This is a genomic window from Microbacterium sp. P5_E9 (assembly GCF_054049175.1).
The window spans coordinates 41140-57809 of sequence record NZ_JBFUMV010000018.1; the positions used below are offsets into that span (position 1 = coordinate 41140).

16 protein-coding genes and 1 tRNA gene are annotated in these 16670 nt (G+C 70.3%); all 17 read left to right on the plus strand.

The window, feature by feature from the left end; genetic code table 11:
• The first annotated feature begins 29 nt into the window (after nucleotides 1-29).
• The 17 genes from ACXJ3V_RS17185 to ACXJ3V_RS17265 all read left to right on the plus strand — a co-directional run bounded on the left by ACXJ3V_RS17185 (nucleotide 30) and on the right by ACXJ3V_RS17265 (nucleotide 16656).
• Nucleotides 30-1202: a Na+/H+ antiporter NhaA gene (locus ACXJ3V_RS17185; RefSeq protein WP_457101557.1), complete on the plus strand. Its 1173-nt coding sequence runs from the start codon at nucleotides 30-32 to the stop codon at nucleotides 1200-1202.
• A complete protein-coding gene (locus ACXJ3V_RS17190; protein WP_457101558.1) occupies nucleotides 1199-1834 on the plus strand; it encodes a MazG family protein in 636 nt (211 codons plus the stop codon). The genes ACXJ3V_RS17185 and ACXJ3V_RS17190 overlap by 4 nt, the downstream gene beginning before the upstream one ends.
• A gap of 31 nt (nucleotides 1835-1865) precedes the next feature.
• Nucleotides 1866-3143 (plus strand): histidine--tRNA ligase, encoded by a 1278-nt coding sequence (hisS, locus tag ACXJ3V_RS17195; RefSeq protein ID WP_457101605.1) that lies wholly within the window; start codon nucleotides 1866-1868, stop codon nucleotides 3141-3143.
• 62 nt (nucleotides 3144-3205) lie between these two features.
• Nucleotides 3206-3562: a GntR family transcriptional regulator gene (locus tag ACXJ3V_RS17200; protein WP_457101559.1), complete on the plus strand. Its 357-nt coding sequence runs from the start codon at nucleotides 3206-3208 to the stop codon at nucleotides 3560-3562.
• On the plus strand, nucleotides 3552-4568 hold the full coding sequence (locus ACXJ3V_RS17205) for a DUF1648 domain-containing protein (RefSeq protein ID WP_457101560.1): 1017 nt from the start codon (nucleotides 3552-3554) through the stop codon (nucleotides 4566-4568). The genes ACXJ3V_RS17200 and ACXJ3V_RS17205 overlap by 11 nt, the downstream gene beginning before the upstream one ends.
• Nucleotides 4569-4599: 31 nt before the next feature.
• On the plus strand, nucleotides 4600-5268 hold the full coding sequence (locus tag ACXJ3V_RS17210) for an O-methyltransferase (RefSeq protein WP_457101561.1): 669 nt from the start codon (nucleotides 4600-4602) through the stop codon (nucleotides 5266-5268).
• Nucleotides 5269-5378: 110 nt separating this feature from the next.
• Nucleotides 5379-6659, plus strand: a complete 1281-nt coding sequence (gene eno / locus ACXJ3V_RS17215) for a phosphopyruvate hydratase (RefSeq protein ID WP_457101562.1) — start codon at nucleotides 5379-5381, stop codon at nucleotides 6657-6659.
• 31 nt (nucleotides 6660-6690) lie between these two features.
• Nucleotides 6691-7230: an FtsB family cell division protein gene (locus ACXJ3V_RS17220; protein WP_457101563.1), complete on the plus strand. Its 540-nt coding sequence runs from the start codon at nucleotides 6691-6693 to the stop codon at nucleotides 7228-7230.
• A 38-nt stretch (nucleotides 7231-7268) separates the two neighbouring features.
• On the plus strand, nucleotides 7269-7784 hold the full coding sequence (locus tag ACXJ3V_RS17225) for a DUF501 domain-containing protein (RefSeq protein ID WP_457101564.1): 516 nt from the start codon (nucleotides 7269-7271) through the stop codon (nucleotides 7782-7784).
• The gene (locus ACXJ3V_RS17230) at nucleotides 7781-9079 is read left to right on the plus strand and encodes a S8 family serine peptidase (RefSeq protein ID WP_457101565.1); all 1299 of its coding nucleotides are present in this window, start codon (nucleotides 7781-7783) and stop codon (nucleotides 9077-9079) included. Before ACXJ3V_RS17225 ends, ACXJ3V_RS17230 begins: the two co-directional genes overlap by 4 nt.
• Before the next feature lie 46 nt (nucleotides 9080-9125).
• Entirely contained in the window at nucleotides 9126-10544 is a 1419-nt protein-coding gene (locus ACXJ3V_RS17235) for an NAD(P)/FAD-dependent oxidoreductase (protein ID WP_457101606.1), read from the plus strand.
• Between the two features lie 50 nt (nucleotides 10545-10594).
• A complete protein-coding gene (wecB, locus tag ACXJ3V_RS17240; protein WP_457101566.1) occupies nucleotides 10595-11938 on the plus strand; it encodes a non-hydrolyzing UDP-N-acetylglucosamine 2-epimerase in 1344 nt (447 codons plus the stop codon).
• Nucleotides 11938-13296 carry a glycosyltransferase family 2 protein gene (locus tag ACXJ3V_RS17245; RefSeq protein ID WP_457101567.1) on the plus strand — a complete coding sequence of 453 codons (1359 nt, stop codon included), beginning with the start codon at nucleotides 11938-11940 and terminating at the stop codon, nucleotides 13294-13296. Before wecB ends, ACXJ3V_RS17245 begins: the two co-directional genes overlap by 1 nt.
• A 30-nt stretch (nucleotides 13297-13326) precedes the next feature.
• Nucleotides 13327-13400, plus strand: a tRNA-Leu gene (locus ACXJ3V_RS17250).
• A 79-nt stretch (nucleotides 13401-13479) separates the two neighbouring features.
• Nucleotides 13480-14718, plus strand: a complete 1239-nt coding sequence (locus ACXJ3V_RS17255; protein ID WP_457101568.1) for an amino acid deaminase/aldolase — start codon at nucleotides 13480-13482, stop codon at nucleotides 14716-14718.
• A complete protein-coding gene (locus ACXJ3V_RS17260; RefSeq protein ID WP_457101569.1) occupies nucleotides 14715-16028 on the plus strand; it encodes a D-arabinono-1,4-lactone oxidase in 1314 nt (437 codons plus the stop codon). Before ACXJ3V_RS17255 ends, ACXJ3V_RS17260 begins: the two co-directional genes overlap by 4 nt.
• Before the next feature lie 61 nt (nucleotides 16029-16089).
• Nucleotides 16090-16656 carry a LemA family protein gene (locus ACXJ3V_RS17265; protein ID WP_457101607.1) on the plus strand — a complete coding sequence of 189 codons (567 nt, stop codon included), beginning with the start codon at nucleotides 16090-16092 and terminating at the stop codon, nucleotides 16654-16656.
• Nucleotides 16657-16670: the final 14 nt, after the last annotated feature.

Genomic DNA, 16670 nt, shown 5'->3' on the forward strand with positions numbered 1-16670 from the left:
CCCGCTAGCATGGGGCGGCCGGAGGTGCTGTGAAACTGCTGCGTTCTGCCCGATTCCCCGCGCTGCTGCTGCTGCTTGCCGCCGCGGCGGGGCTCATCGTGGCCAATTCCCCGGCAGGCCCCGCCGTGCTCGAGTTCTTCCACCACCACCTGGCCATCCCGGGGACCGAGATCGACCTCTCGCTCTCGCACTGGGTCTCGGACGGGCTGCTGGCATTCTTCTTCTTCTCCGTCTCGGTGGAGCTGCAGTACGAGCTCACCCGGGGAGAGCTGCGCAGCGCGCGGCGGGCGCTGCAGCCGGCGATCGGCGCGGCGGGCGGGGTGATCGTGCCGGTCCTGATCTACCTCGCATTCACCGCGGGCACCGGCTACGAGCACGGCTGGCCGATCCCGACGGCGACCGACATCGCGTTCGCCCTGGGAGTGCTGGCCGTGTTCGGGCGTGGCCTCCCGCCCGCGATCCGGGTGTTCCTCCTCGCCCTCGCGATCCTGGACGACATCGTCGGCATCGTGCTGATCGCGGTGCTCTTCGCGACCGACCTCAACTACCTCGCGCTCGCGCTGGCATTCCTGTGCGTCATCGCCTTCGCTGTGCTGAGCCGGATGCTGCACACCCGCGCCCAGGCCGTGGTCGTGATCGCCCTGATCGTGCTCGCGATCGCCACGTGGGTGCTCGTGCTGCTCTCCGGGGTGCACGCGACGATCGCCGGTGTGCTCCTCGGCCTGGCCATGGCGCAGACCCCCGCGCTGGTCACCCGTCACGCGCTGGAGCCCTGGATCAACGCGATCATCCTGCCGATCTTCGCGTTCACCGCCGCCCTGGTGCCGATCCCGTCGGCAGGGAGCGGCCTCTCGCCGGTCTTCTGGGGCATCGTGTTCGCCCTGCCGGCCGGCAAGCTCGTCGGCATCGCCGGTGCGGGCTGGCTCGGCCAGAAGCTGTTCGGCGGCGGCGATCATCCGAAACTGCCGCTCGGCGATCTGCTCGCCGTCGGCGCTCTCGGCGGCATCGGCTTCACCGTCTCGCTGCTCCTCTCCGACCTTGCGTTCGAGGGCACGCCCGAGATCCGGGACGAGGCGATCCTCGGCGTGGTCAGCGGCTCCCTCATCGCCGCCGTGCTGGCCGCGCTCATCGTCACCTGGCGCCGCCGCCACCATCGCATCGCCGGCACCCTCGTGGCGGAGACCGAGGAGGTGCACGCATGACCGATCCGCTCCGCGAGGCGGCGGACACGATGCGCGCCGTGCGCGACCGCTGCGTGTGGACGCAGCAGATCGACCATCGCTCTCTCGTGCCGTATCTCATCGAAGAGAGCGCCGAGCTCATCGACGCGGTCGAGGAGGGCACGCGCGAAGATCTCCGCGAAGAGCTCGGCGATCTGCTCTGGCAGGTGCTGTTCCACGCCGAGATCGCCTCCCGCGACGGCGAGGCGCCGTTCGGCATCGACGACGTCGCCCGCGGGCTGACCGAGAAGATGGTGCGGAGGCATCCGCACGTCTTCGGCGACGCGGTCGCGACGACACCCGAAGAGGTGCTCGTGCACTGGAACGCGGCGAAGGCCGCCGAGAAGCGCGCCCGCACGAGCGTGCTCGACGGCGTATCGGAGCGGATGCCGTCGCTCGCGCTGGCCCAGAAGCTGCTGGCCAAGGCGGCCCAGGTGGGGGTCGCGGCACCCCCGGCCACTGCGCCCGCCACCGAGGCGGAGCTGGGCGACGCCCTCCTCGCCCTGGTCGCCACTGCCCGCGCGAACGGATGGGATGCGGAGCGCGCGCTGCGCGCGCGGCTCCGGTCCCTGGGGGCTGAGATCAGGGATGCCGAGGCCGACCTGAAAGAATAGGTCTGTGGCATCCGTCAATCCGCCGCGCGGCATGCGCGACTTCCTTCCCGCTGACAAGACCAGGCGCGAGCGCGTGCTCGCCGTCATCCGCGAGCGCTATCGCGCGCACGGGTTCGATGAGATCGAGACGCCGGTCATGGAGGAGTTCGGCCGCCTGCACGCCGGCATCGGCGGCGACAACGAGAAGCTCGCCTACAACGTGCTCAAGCGTGGGCTCGACGCCGATGCGATCCGCGCCGCGGCCGACGACCCCGCCGAACTCGCCGATCTGGGGCTGCGCTACGACCTGACGGTGCCGCTCGCGCGCTTCTACGCGAGCCACCGCGGCGAGCTGCCGACCGTGTTCCGCGCGATCCAGATCGCCCCGGTGTGGCGCGCCGAGCGCCCGCAGAAGGGTCGGTATCGCCAGTTCATGCAGTGCGACATCGACATCATCGGGGATGCCTCATCCCGCGCCGAGGCGGAGCTCATCGTGGCGACGCTCGACGCGGTCGATGCGCTCGGCCTCACCGGCGCGACAGTGCGCATCAACGACCGTCGCCTGCTCGAGTGGATGCTGGCGAGCTTCGGCTTCACCGCAGACGAGCTGCCTGGCGTGCTCATCACGATCGACAAGCTCGACAAGATCGGCCCGTCCGGGGTGACCGCCGAGCTCGCCGAGCGCGGCGCGACACCGGCCGCGGTCGAGGCGTTCGGGGCCTTCCTGGTGCGTCCGATGACTCTGGAGTACAACCCGTTCGGCGAGCGGCAGATCCGCAAGCTGCTGCCCGATGGCGCTCCCGACGAGGTCGTCGCGGCCCTGACCGGCATCGGCGAGGCGGTCGCAGCAGCCCGTGCTTCGACAGGCTCAGCAACCTCGTTCGTCGACATCCCGCTCGTCTTCGACCCCTTCCTCGTGCGCGGCATGGGCTACTACACCGGCACGATCTTCGAACTCGCGCACCCCTCGGTCGACTACTCGCTCGGCGGCGGCGGACGCTACGACGGCATGATCGGGCGCTTCCTGGGTCAGGACGCACCCGCGGTCGGCTTCTCGATCGGGTTCGAGCGGATCGTCGATCTCGTCGACGAGACGACGGATGCCGCGGCCCCCACGGTGGTGCTGGTCCACGATCGCGACGTCGCGTATGGCGAGCTCCTCGCGCTTAAGGCGGCGCTGATCGCCGAAGGCTCGCGGGTGCGGCTCGAGCAACGCACCAAGAACCTCAAGGCGCTGCTGGAGCGCGCGGCATCCGACGGCTACACCGCCTTCGCGACGGTCTCCTCAGGGGCGACCCGGGACTCGCTCGAGATCAAGCCGCTCACGTAGCCGAGGAGTCCAGGGCGGCGGGGCCGCGCACCGAAGTGTTCTAGTTGTTATAGAATAGTCGCATGCTGCTGCGACTCGACCCTGCGAGCGACGTCCCGCTGTTCGCCCAGGTGGCGACGTCGGTGCGGGCGGATGCCGCAGCCGGGCGGCTGAAGCCGGGTGACCGGCTGCCTTCGGCCCGCGACGTCGCCGGCGCGCTCGGCGTCAACCTGCACACTGTCCTGCGCGCGTACCAGGAGCTGCGCGACGAAGGTCTCGTCGACATGCGACGGGGGCGAGGCGCGGTCGTGACGGATGCCGCGGCGCCGCTCGCGCACCTGCGCGACGACGTCATCGCGCTCACCGAGCGCGCCCGTGCCCTCGGCTTGTCGCCCGACATGCTCGCCGCCCTCGTGAAAGAGACCGCTCGTGACCGCTGATCAGCTCCACGCCCTCGCCATCCGGCGCTTCATCCTGGTCGCGATCGCGATTCCGATCGGGATCGTCGCCATCGGCGTCGTGGTGCAGCTGCTCACCCTGCCGCAGGTTCCGTCGACGATCGCGGTGCACTGGGATGCGACCGGTCAGCCGAATCGGTACGCCGCGGCCTGGACGCAGCCGCTCTGGACGATCGTGTTCGGCGTCGGCGTCTCGCTGCTCATCGGCTTCGCGACGCTGCCGGGGCTCCGCCGTGGCGATCGCGGCGCGACCTACCGCCTCATGGGTGCGATCTCGGCCGCGACGGCGGCGTTCGTGACGTTGGCGTTCACCTGGACCTTCGTGATGCAGGCGGGTGAAGCCGGTGCTGCGAGTGCGCTTTCGGTGTGGCCGGCGCTGCTCGCGGCGTTCCTGGCATCCGTCGCCGTCGGTGTGATCGCGTGGTTCCTCCAGCCCGCCGAGGAGCGGATGCCGCGCACCCCCGCGGCGGCGAAGCCCCTGGCGCTCGCGCCCGGTGAGCGGGTCGTGTGGCTGCGGACCGCGAGCATGGCCCCGGCCGCCGCGATCTCGCTCGTCCTCGCTGTCGTCGCGGTCGCCGTGTCGGCGTTCGCGGCCTGGCTCGCCGGGGCCTCGGACGAGGTCGTGCTGCTGCTTGCGGGCATCGCGATCGTCCTGGTGATCGTCGTCGCAGCGACCGTCGCGTTCCATGTCCGCGTCGACGACACGGGTTTCACTGTGCGCTCGGTGCTCGGCATCCCGCGCTTCCGTGTGCCGCTGGCGGAGGTCGCCACGGCCGCGCGGGTCGACGTCAACCCGGTGGGGGAGTTCGGCGGCTGGGGGATGCGCCTCGGCGCCGACCGGCGGTTCGGCATCATCCTGCGCGCCGGCGAGGCCATCGAGGTCGCCCGGTCGAACGGCAGGCGCCTCGTCGTGACCGTCGATGACGCCGGCACCGGAGCCGGGCTGCTCGAGGCCCTGACGGCGCGAGCGGCCGCCGCCCGCTCTTGACGGAGCCTGCCGGCCGGGGTTGGCTGAGGCCATGGCCGACCCCACCCCCGACACCTGGCGTCTCGTCGACGCCTATCTGACCGCGACCCTCGTCGGCCACGACGCCGACCTCGACGCCGCCGTCGCCGACCAGAACGCGGCGGGGCTCCCGCCGATCGAGGTCGCGCCGGTCAATGGCAAGCTGCTCCACCTGCTGACGCGCATGAGCGGCGCCCGGCGGGTGCTCGAGATCGGCACCCTCGGCGCGTACTCCACGATCTGGCTCGCCCGGGGGCTCCCCGAGGACGGCCGGGTCGTCACGATCGAGGTGGAGCCGCACAACGCCGCGATCGCCCGCGCGAATCTCGACCGGGCGGGGGTCGGCCACAAAGTCGAGATCCTGCTCGGGCGCGCCGCCGACATCCTGCCCACGCTGGAGGGCGAGGAGCCCTTCGATCTCGTCTTCATCGACGCCGACAAGGAGTCGGGCACGATCTACCTCGACTGGGCGGCCCGCCTCGGCCGATCGGGCACCGTCGTGGTCGTCGACAACGTCGGCAGGGGCGGCCGGGTCGCCGATCCCGCGACGATGGATCCGCAGGTGATCGGCACCCAGCGCGCGCTCGAGCTGCTCGGCCGCGATCCGCGCTTCGATGCGACCGCGCTGCAGACGCTCGACGCGAAGGGCTGGGACGGCGTCGCCATCGCGCTCATCGTCTAGCACTCTCCGCGGCGAGGAGGCCATGCGGTCCAGGCATCCCCATCACTAGAGTGGAATGCGGACCGACGACGCTCCGCGATCCAGCCCTCCACGAACCTAGGAGTTCTTCCGTGGCACTTATCGAGGCAGTCAACGCGCGAGAGATTCTCGACTCGCGCGGCAACCCGACCGTCGAAGTGGAGGTGCTGCTCGACGACGGGATCGTCCAGCGCGCAGCCGTCCCTTCCGGCGCGTCCACCGGCGCATTCGAGGCCTATGAGCTTCGCGACGGCGACAAGTCGCGCTACGGCGGAAAGGGCGTCCTCAAGGCCGTCGCCGCCGTCGTCGACGAGCTCGGCCCCGCACTCGAGGGGGTCGAGGCGAGCGAGCAGCGCATCGTCGACGAGATCCTCATCGAGACCGACGGCACCGAGAACAAGTCCCGCAGCGGTGCCAACGCGATCCTGGGCGTCAGCCTTGCCGTCGCCAAGGCCGCAGCCGACAGCGCCGACCTGCCGCTGTTCCGCTACCTCGGTGGCCCGAACGCGCACGTCCTGCCCATTCCGCTGTTCAACGTCATCAACGGCGGGTCGCACGCCGACAACGGCATCGACTGCCAGGAGTTCTTCCTCGCGCCCCTCGGCGCGTCGAGCTTCGCCGAGGCGCTGCGCTGGGGTGCGGAGACGTACCACGTGCTGCACAGCGAGCTGAAGGCCGCGGGATACGCCACCGGCCTCGGCGACGAGGGTGGTTTCGCGCCCGATCTGAAGAGCAACCGCGAGGGCCTCGACTTCCTCGTCAAGGCGATCGAGAAGGCCGGCTTCACCGTCGGCACCGACATCGCGCTCGGCATGGATGTCGCCGCGACGGAGTTCTTCCGCAACGGCGCCTACCACTTCGAGGGCAAGGACTGGAGCGCCGAGGCGCTCACCGACTACTACGTCGAGCTCGTCGACGCCTACCCGATCGTCACGATCGAGGATGCGCTCGCCGAAGACGACTGGGACGCGTGGAAGGCGCTCACCGAGAAGCTCGGCACGAAGACCCAGCTGGTCGGCGACGACCTGTTCGTGACGAACCCGATCCGGCTGAAGAAGGGCATCGACCTCGGCATCGCCAACTCGCTGCTGGTCAAGGTCAACCAGATCGGCACGCTGTCGGAGACCCTCGACGCCGTCGAGATGGCGCACCGTGCCGGCTACACGTCGATGTTCTCGCACCGTTCAGGCGAGACCGAGGACACCACGATCGCCGACCTCGTGGTCGCCACGAACGCGGGTCAGATCAAGAGCGGCGCGCCCGCTCGAAGCGAGCGCGTGGCGAAATACAATCAGCTTCTGCGTATCGAGGAAGAGCTGGGCGATGCGGCGGAGTTCATCGGCCGCGCGGCCTTCCCGCGGTTCAAGGGCTGACGCCCACCAGACGTGAATGAGAGGGGGAGCCGTGAGTGCGAAGGCGGCTCCCCCTTCTCGTGCCCGCCAGGCGCCGCGCGAGCGCCGGCCGGTCGATGTCCGCGCGTGGCTCGGCGGCATCCGCCTCTCCGGGTTCATGGTGATCATGATGGGGCTCGTCGTCCTCGCGGCCTTCGTCCTGGTCCCGACCATCGGCACCTATGTCGACCAGCGGCAGCGGATCGCCGCGCTCGCGATCGCGGTCTCGGTCAGCGAGGACGAGGTCGCCGATCTGAAGGCCCAGCGCGAACGATGGCGCGACCCGGCCTACATCACGACGCAGGCGCGCGAGCGGCTGTACTACGTCAAGCCCGGTGAGGTCGTCTATCTCGTCGACAACGACCTCACTGCGGCGGAGGTGCCGCAGGAGACCGACGCCGTGAGCGACGCGGTCGGGCAGACGCGCACGGATTGGATGTCGCAGCTGGTCCGCTCGGTCACAGAGGCGGGCCTGTCCCAGACCGCGACCACCACGCCGGTCATCGGAGTGCCAGACCCCACGCCTTCCGCCACGTCCACGGGCGACGGCTGATCCAGCGGCGTCCCAGCCGACGGCGCTACCGTGGAGGCGTGACCACGCCGCCCTTCCCGCCCGTCGCCGAGGCCGACCTCGAGGTTCTGCGCGCCCAGCTCGGGCGCCCCGCCCGCGGTGTCGTCGGGATCGCCGCGCGCTGCGTCTGCGGCAACCCGACAGTTGCGGCGACCCTCCCGCGCCTTCCGGACGGCACCCCGTTCCCCACCTTCTACTACCTGACCCATCCGGCCGCGACGGCGGCGATGTCGACTCTCGAAGCCGGTCAGGTGATGCGCACGCTCTCCGATGAGCTCGCGGATGAAGACGTCGCCGCCGCCTACGGCCGCGCGCATCTGGCCTACATCGCCGATCGGGATCAGTTCGGCGACGTCGAGGAGATCGAGGGGATCTCCGCCGGCGGCATGCCGACCCGCGTGAAGTGCCTGCACGCGCTCGCCGCGCACGCCCTCGCCGCCGGACCGGGCGTCAACCCGATCGGCGATCGCGCGCTCGCGCTGTCGACCTGGTCACCGGCGCGCTGCGCCTGCGCACAGCCGGGGAACGCGGGGTGACGCGCAGCTCACGTCTGGCCGCGGCCGGACGGATCGTCGCGATCGCGGCGCTGCTGGGTGCGCTCGTCGGTGCGCCGGCAGCGGCTGTGGCTGCTGAGGTCGACCCGGAGGGCGACCCGGTGCGAGCCGCCGAGTACTGGCTCGACGAATACGGCATCCGCACCGCCTGGACGACGACGAAGGGCGCGGGAGTGCGCATCGCCGTGATCGACACCGGCATCGGGCGCGTGCCCGAGCTCGACTCCGCGGTGGTGGGAGGCACGGATGTCTCGGGTCAGGGGTCCTCCGATGGCCGGACGGCGGTCGGCGCGGTGGACGGCAACCACGGCAGCTGGGTGGCCTCGCTCGCGGCGGCGCGGGGCACCAGCCCGGACACCGGGATGATCGGCGTCGCGCCGGAGGCCGAGCTGCTCTCGATCTCGGTCGCCTTCGGCTCCTCGGCATCCGTCCCGTTCGCTGAGCAGATCGCGCAGGCGATGCACTGGGCCGTCGATCACGGCGCCGACGTCATCAACCTGTCGCTCACCACGAACACGCCGGCCTGGGATGAGAGCTGGGACGACGCGTTCCTCTACGCCTTCGACCACGACGTCGTCGTGGTCGTCGCCGCGGGCAACCGGGGGAGCGGCACCACGCGCGTCGGCGCCCCCGCCACCATCCCCGGCGTGCTGACCGTCGCCGGGGTCGACCCGCAGGGCAAGGCGAGTCTCGAGGCCTCCACGCAGGGGATTACCATCGGCGTCTCCGCGCCGAGCGAGAACCTCGTCGGCGTCTCGGCGGACGGGAGTCTCGTGCTCTGGGACGGCACCAGCGGCGCCGCGCCGATCGTGGCCGGCATCGCGGCCCTCGTGCGGTCCGCGCATCCGGACCTGGATGCGGCGAATGTCATCAACCGCATCATCCGCACGGCGCATCCCGCGGCCGACGAGACTGCGGTGCCCGATCCGCTGTACGGCTACGGACTGGTGGATGCCGGTGCCGCCGTCGGTGCGAGCGTTCCGCTGGTCACGGCCAACCCGATGGGCAGTCTCGAGGACTGGATCCGCACCTATCGACGGGCCGACGCGGCCCCGGTGCCGCAGCCTCAGGCGGGTCCGGTGAAGATCGATCAGCTCCCTACGGTGGAGACGGTGACGCGTGCGGCTTCCCCGCTCCTGCCGACGGTGAACACGCTCCTGTACGGCACGCTTCCAGCGTCCGGGGCGACCGTCACCGCTATACTGGTAGCGCTCGGTATCACCGCTGCTGTCCGACGCATCCGAATGGCGCGCTCTTCCCGCACGCCGAGCCGCTGATCTCCGAGGAGTTCCTCTCACCGTGTCCCGCACCGCGAACAGCACTGTGCCCAAGATCCTCATCGTCGGTGGAGGCTACGCCGGCTTCTACACCGCCTGGAAGCTCGAGAAGCACCTCCGCAAGGGCGAGGCAGAGGTCATGGTCGTCGACCCCCTGCCGTACATGACCTACCAGCCGTTCCTCCCCGAGGTGGCTGCCGGATCGATCGAGGCCCGCCACTCGGTGGTTGCGCTGCGCCGCCACCTCAAGCGGACGACGGTCATCGCCGCGAAGGTCACCGGCATCAACCACGCGAACCGCGTGGCGACCATCACCCCCGAGCGGGGCGAGCCGTGGGAGCAGTCCTACGACCAGATCGTCGTCACCGCCGGTGCCGTGTCGCGCACGTTCCCGATCCCGGGCATCGCCGACAACGCGATCGGGCTCAAGACCATCGAAGAGGCCGTCGCGATCCGCGACCGCCTCATGTCGAACTTCGACCTCGCGTCGACCCTTCCGGCTGGTCCGGAGCGCGACCGCCTGCTGACGGTCGTCGTGGTCGGTGGCGGGTTCGCCGGTATCGAGGTGTTCGCCGAGCTCCGCTCGCTGGCCTCGTCGCTGGTGAAGGACTACCCGCAGCTCACGTTCGACGACACGCACTTCCACCTCATCGAGGCGATGAGCCGCATCATGCCCGAGGTGTCGCTGAAGACCAGCGAGTGGGTGCTCGCCAACCTCGCCAAGCGCGGCGCGTACGTGCACCTCGAGACGCAGGTCACCGGCGCCGTGGACGGCAACATCGAGCTGTCGACCGGTGAGGTGCTCCCGAGCGATCTCATCATCTGGACGGCCGGCGTCATGGCCAACCCCACGGTGGTGCGCGGCGGCGACCTTCCGGTCGAGGAGCGCGGTCGCATCCGCACCCGCCCCGACCTGCGCGTCGGCACCGACGAGGAGATCGTCGAGGGTGCGTGGGCTGCCGGAGACGTCTCCGCCGTCCCCGACCTGTCCGGCGGCGGCGTCGGCGGCTACTGCGTGCCCAACGCGCAGCACGCGGTGCGCCAGGCCAAGCTGCTCGCGCGCAACCTCGTGGCCGTCCTGCGGGGCGAGCTGCCTCGCGAGTACCACCACAAGAACCTCGGCGCGGTCGCTGGTCTGGGCCTCGGCATCGGCGTCTTCCAGTCCGGCAAGTTCGCGCTCAAGGGTCTTCCCGCGTGGGTCGCCCACCGCGGCTATCACGGCATGGCGATGCCCTCGTGGGAGCGCAAGTGGCGCGTGCTGTGGGGCTGGTGGCACAACCTCTGGCTCGGTCGCGACCTCGTGAACCTTCAGACGGTGCAGAGCCCGCGCTACGTCTTCGAGGAGTTCGCGGCGCGTCCGCGTCCTCAGCAGCCCGTGGCGGCGCCGGTTGAGGCGAAGCCCGAGTCCAAGGCCGCAGCGAAGCCCGCAGCGAAGCCCGAGCCCGCGGCGGTCGCCTCGAAGTAGCCCGGGCGGCGCGCCGTCGCCGGTGGGTTCCGCACCGCTATCGTGGCGGCATGGAACCCGTTCGGGCGAACGCCCTCTTCGTGATCGGCACTCGCCCTGAGGCCATCAAGATGATGCCGCTGATCCGGGCGTTCCAGGACAGTCCGCGGGTACGCCCTGTCGTGGTGTCGACCGGTCAGCACGCGGAGCTGGTGGAGGATGTGCTCGCCCTGGCCGGCACACGGCCGGACATCACGCTGACCCTGTCGCCGACCCGACGATCGCTCAACGACCTGTTCGCCGAGGTGATGCTCGGCCTGGAAGGGTTCGTCCGCGAGCGCTTCGGCGAGCCTCGGCCGCCCTCTGAGACGGTCTCCGGCGACGGGTACCCCGGGGCCTGCTTCGTGCACGGCGACACCACGAGCGCCGCGGCATCCGCCCTCGCGGCGTTCCACCTCCGGCTCCCGGTGATCCATGTCGAGGCGGGACTGCGCACCTCCAACACGCTCTCGCCGTTCCCGGAGGAGCTGAACCGGCAGCTGATCAGCCGTATCGCCGCCTGGCACCTGGCGCCCACCACCCAGAACAAGGAGAACCTCGTCCGCGAGGGCATCCCGTTCGGCCGCATCTACGTCACGGGCAACACCGGGATCGACGCCCTGCAGTTCGCCGCCACGCTCGAGGCCCCGTTCGGCGACCCGCAGCTGGACGACCTGGAGACCGATTCGTCCACGCCGCTGATCGTGGTCACCGCCCATCGCCGTGAGAACTGGGGCAAGCCGCTCGCTCGCATCGCCAAGGCGGTGCACCGCCTTGGCGGCCTGTATCCCGCTGTGCGATTCGTCGTGGTGCTGCATCCGAATCCCGCCGTGGCCGCGGTGCTCCATGAGCGCCTCGACGGTGTCGCCAACGTGTCCCTCGTCGGCCCGATGGGCTACACCGCGTTCGCCCGGCTGCTGCGCCGTGCCGCGGTGGTGCTGACCGACTCGGGCGGCATCCAGGAGGAGGCACCCTCCCTCGGGACGCCGGTGCTCGTGCTGCGGGACACGACCGAACGCCAGGAGGGCGTCACGGCCGGAACCCTCGAGCTCGTCGGCACGGAGGTGGAGGTCATCGTAAGCGCCGCGCAGCGGCTGCTGGAGGACCACCGGGAGTATGAGCGTCGACAGCGCCGGACCAATCCCTATGGCGACGGGCGAGCATCCGAGCGGATCGTGGCGGCGACCTTGCACGTGCTGGACAACACACCGCCCCCGTCCCCGTTCGGGCCGGGGTTCGATCGTGCCGACGTGCTCGCCGCGGGCGGCGCAGAAGACCCGATCGAGCGGATCGAGCTCGTCCGGGAGGACGACACTGCCTCGCTCACCCTTCCGATCCCGATCCACCGCGCGTCCGACGGAGCGCGGGAGGGGTGATGGATTTCGTCGGCCAGCTCTACCCCGGGGTCCCCACCTGGGCGCAGGTGCTGTTCACCGTGGCCCTCGTCGTCGCGCTGGGCTCGTTCATCTCGGTCATCACGCTGGTGGTGCTGTCCGCACGATTCCGCAGGCTGCTGCGTCGCGCGGAAGGCGCCGAGGCCGCCGATCCGATCGACGAGAGCGAATTCGTGTGGGTGTTCCTGGTGCCCGCGCTCAATGAGGAGGTGACGATCGCCGACGCCGTCGCGCGCCTCCAGGCCACCCGCGCCGCGCGCTCGATCATCCTCGTCATCGACGACGGCTCGGAGGACGCGACCCCCGAGATTCTCGCCTCGATCGATGATCCGCGCCTGCAGGTCCTCACCCGCAGAGCGCCGGATTCCCGGCAGGGCAAGGCGGCTGCGCTCAACGCGGCGTATCGCGAGCTCGAGACCCTGCTTGCCTCGCCGGAGCTCGCCGGCGTCCCGCGCGACCATGTCGTGGTGGGTGTGATCGACGCGGATGGGCGGCTCGATCCGGACAGTCCCGCGCAGGTCGTCCGGCACTTCGTCCGACCGAACGTCGGGGGAGTGCAGGTCCTGGTGCGGATCTACAACCGCCGCGGATTCCTCACCTGGGCCCAGGATGTCGAATTCACGACGTTCGGCCTGATCTTCCAGGCCGGGCGCGCCTGGTGGGGAACGGCCAACATGGGCGGCAACGGCCAGTTCACCCGATTGAGCGCTCTGGATGCCGTGGCCGACGACCAGGCGGGCGGTCCGTGGCGGGACCGACTCACCGAAGACCAGGATCTGGGCGTCCGCATGATTCAGGCGGGCTGGGCCGGCGAGCAGGACAACGACGCGACGATCGATCAGCAGGGCCTGAACTCGCTCCGCCGCCTGTACCGCCAGCGGGTGCGCTGGGCGCAGGGCAACTGGCAGGCGCTGACCCTCCTGCGCGGCACAGGCCGGGCGCGCACCTCGATCCTCGGTCACATCGATGCCGTCTGGTACCTGCTGACCCCGCCGCTTCAGCTCACGGTCGGCGTCGGGTTCGCGGTGTCGATCATCCTCGATCTGGTCGATGACGTGGGCTACCAGCCGCCCTATCTCCTCACCGCGATCTTCTTCGCCTCGATCGCGTTCGGGCCAGGCCTCGTGGCGCTCATCCTCCGCGGCGGACGATGGTTCTCGGTGTTCACCGCGCTCGTGCTCGTGATCCCCTACACGATCTACTCCTGGATGGTCTTCCCCGTGCTGTTCGTCTCGCTGGTGCGCCAGCTCGCGGGCCGCACGAGCTGGACGAAGACCGCGCGCGAACCGCTTGGCGATGACGTCGCGGATGCCGAAACCGGCGCTGCGCCAGCCGGATAGTGTGAAGGTGCTCCGACGACACCGTGGGACGCCCCCGTAGCCCAACCGGCAGAGGCAAGCGACTTAAAATCGCCGCAGTCTGGGTTCGAATCCCAGCGGGGGCACGCGTCGGGAACACCCAGGCGCGGCCCGTAGGCTTGTCGTGGTGCGCGCCGACGACGGCGCGCCAGAAGGAATATCCCGATGACCCTCGATCTGCTGGCGGCACCCGAATCCGCCCAGAATTCGCCCTGGTCGCACCCCGCGACCTACTGGGGTGCGCTCACCGCAGCCACCGCCGATCTGTCCGGTCCGATCGCGACGCTGAGCATTCCCGCGATGCGCTACAACGCGCTCGACATGGTGGTGCGCTCCGGCGGCGTGCCCATCCGCGTCGCGAGCAAGTCGATCCGCGTGCGCGAGATCATCGATGCGACGCTGGCGCTGCCGGGCTACGCGGGCATCCTCGCGTTCACCCTGCCCGAGGCGCTCTGGCTCGCCGAGACCCACGACGACGTCGTGCTGGGGTACCCGACCGCCGATCGCGCCGCCATCGCCCAGCTGGCGGCCGACGAGCACGCCGCCTCCCGCGTCACCCTCATGGTCGACGACATCGCCCAGCTCGACCTCATCGATGCGATCGTCCCGCCGACGCGGCGCGCCGTGCTGCGCCTCGCGATCGACGCCGACGCGTCCTGGAACGCCCCTGCGCCGCTCGGCCACATCGGCGTGTACCGGTCGCCGGTGCACTCGCCGGCCGAGGTCTCGAACCTCGCCAGGCTCATCGCCGACCGCCCCGGCTTCTCCCTCGTCGGCCTGATGATGTACGAGGCCCAGATCGCCGGACAGCCCGACGCCACCGGCTCAGGCGATTCGATCATGCGCTGGATGAAGGGTCGGTCGGGAAGCGAGCTGCTCGACCGCCGTGCGGCGATCGTGCGCGCGGTGAACGCGATCGCGCCCCTCGAGTTCGTCAACGGCGGCGGCACCGGTTCGCTCGAGTACACGGCATCCGATCGCGCCGTCACCGAGGTGACCGCCGGCAGTGGCCTGCTCGTCGGCCACCTGTTCGACGGCTACCGCGCCTTCGACCCGGCGCCCGCGGCCGCGTTCGCGCTCGAGGTCGTGCGCAAGCCGGCCCGTGACATCGCGACAGTCCTCGGCGGCGGCTGGATCGCCTCCGGGCCCGCGCTCGCCTCCCGTCAGCCTGCACCGGTGTGGCCGCAGGGCCTGGCCATGATGCCGCGCGAAGGCGCCGGCGAAGTGCAGACCCCGCTGCGCGGCGAGGCCGCCCGCGACCTCAAGGTCGGCGACCGCGTGTGGTTCCGGCATGCCAAGAGCGGTGAGCTCTCCGAGCGCGTGGACCGCTTCCACCTCATCGACGGCGATCGGCGCGTCGGCGCGACGCTCACCTACCGCGGTGAAGGGAAGGCCTTCCTGTGACCCGTCCTGGTGGTATGTGGCAGAACTGGGGCCGATCCGAAAGCGTGCGGCCGCAGCGCGTGGAGCGCCCCGACTCCATCGAGGCGGTGCGTCGGTCGGTCCTGTCCGCGCGCGCGAAGGGGCTGCAGGTCAAAGCGGTCGGCGCCGGCCACAGCTTCACCGGGATCGCGGTGGCGCCCGGCGTGCTGCTCGAGCTCGACGACCTGAGCGGTGTCGTGAATGTCGACCGCGAGAGGTCCCGGGTCACGCTCCTCGCCGGGACCCGCCTGCACCAGATCCCCGCGCTCCTTGCGCCGTTCGGCCTGGCCATGCAGAACCTCGGCGACATCGACCGGCAGTCGATCTCCGGCGCCATCTCGACCGGCACGCACGGCACCGGTGCCCGGTTCGGCGGCATCGCGACCCAGGTCGTCGGCGTCACGCTGGTCACGGCAGCCGGTGACCTCCTCGTCGTCGACGAGCACCAGAACACCGAGCTGCTTCCCGCGGTGGTCGTCGGTCTCGGCGCGCTCGGCATCTTGGTCGAGGTAACGATCCAGTGCGTCCCCGCGTTCGTGCTGCACGCCGTCGATCACCCCGAGCCGCTGACCGACGTGCTGGCGACGCTCGACGAGCGCGCGAGCACGCCTGACCACTTCGAGTTCTACTGGTTCCCGCACACCGAGGTCGCCCTCACCAAGGTGAACACCCGGCTGCCCGCCGATGCGCCGCGGCATCCGCTCCCGCGCGTCGGCAAGTGGATCGACGAGGAGCTGCTCTCGAACGGCCTGTACCGCGCRGTCTGCGCGACCGGCACCGCCTTCCCCGGCATCGTGCCCGGCGTCAGCCGGCTCGCGGTCAAGCTCACCGGCAATCGGGAGTACACGGACGCCTCGACCCGCGTGCTCACCCAGAACCGCGACGTCCGCTTCCGCGAGATGGAGTACGCCCTTCCGGCCGAGAACGTGCGCCCCGCCTTCGAGGCGATGCACGCCCTGATCGAAGAGCGCGGCTGGAAGATCTCCTTCCCGGTCGAGGTGCGGTTCGCGGCGCCGGACGACCTGTGGATGTCGACCGCGCACGGACGCGCCTCCGGCTACATCGCGGTGCACCGCTACTGGCGCGAAGATCCCACGGAGTACTTCGAGGCCGTCGAGCAGATCATGCTCTCATTCGGCGGACGCCCGCACTGGGGCAAGATGCACACGCTGGATGCCGCGATCCTCCGGGAGCGCTACCCCCGGTTCGACGACTTCACCGCGCTCCGCGATCGCCTCGACCCCGACCGGATGTTCCAGAATCGGTATCTCGAGCGCGTTCTGGGTGCGTAAGGGCTGAGAGTCCGCCGCACGCTGTGATCCGCGCGCCTGCGCTGGTTAGGATGTGGACATGCTGGAGTGGCTTGTCCCCGTACTGATCATCGTCGCGCTCGTCGTGGTCATCGGGATCTACCTGTGGGCGACCTACAACTCGCTCGTGCAATTGAACGTGCGCGTCGACGAGGCGTGGAGCGACATCACCGTCCAGCTCAAGCGCCGAGCCGATCTGCTCCCGAACCTCATCGAGGCGGTGAAGGGCTACGCGGCGCATGAGAAGGCCGTGTTCGAGAACGTCACACGAGCGCGAGCGGAGACACTCACCGCGAAGAGCCCCGCCGATGCGGGCGTAGCCGAGGGCCACCTGCAGCAGGCGCTCAAGTCGCTGTTCGCGGTCGCGGAGGCCTACCCGCAGCTCCAGGCGAGCCAGAACTTCCTGCAGCTGCAGCAGTCGATCGTCGATACCGAAGACAAGATCCAGGCATCGCGCCGGTTCTACAACGGCGGCGTGCGCGAGCTCAACACGAAGATCAAGGTGTTCCCGAACAACCTGTTCGTACGCAACCTCGGCTTCGACGAGCGGGAGTTCTTCGAGGTCGTCGACGGCGCCGCGATCTCGGAGCCGCCGCGCGTGCAGTTCTGAGCGTGCACTGATCC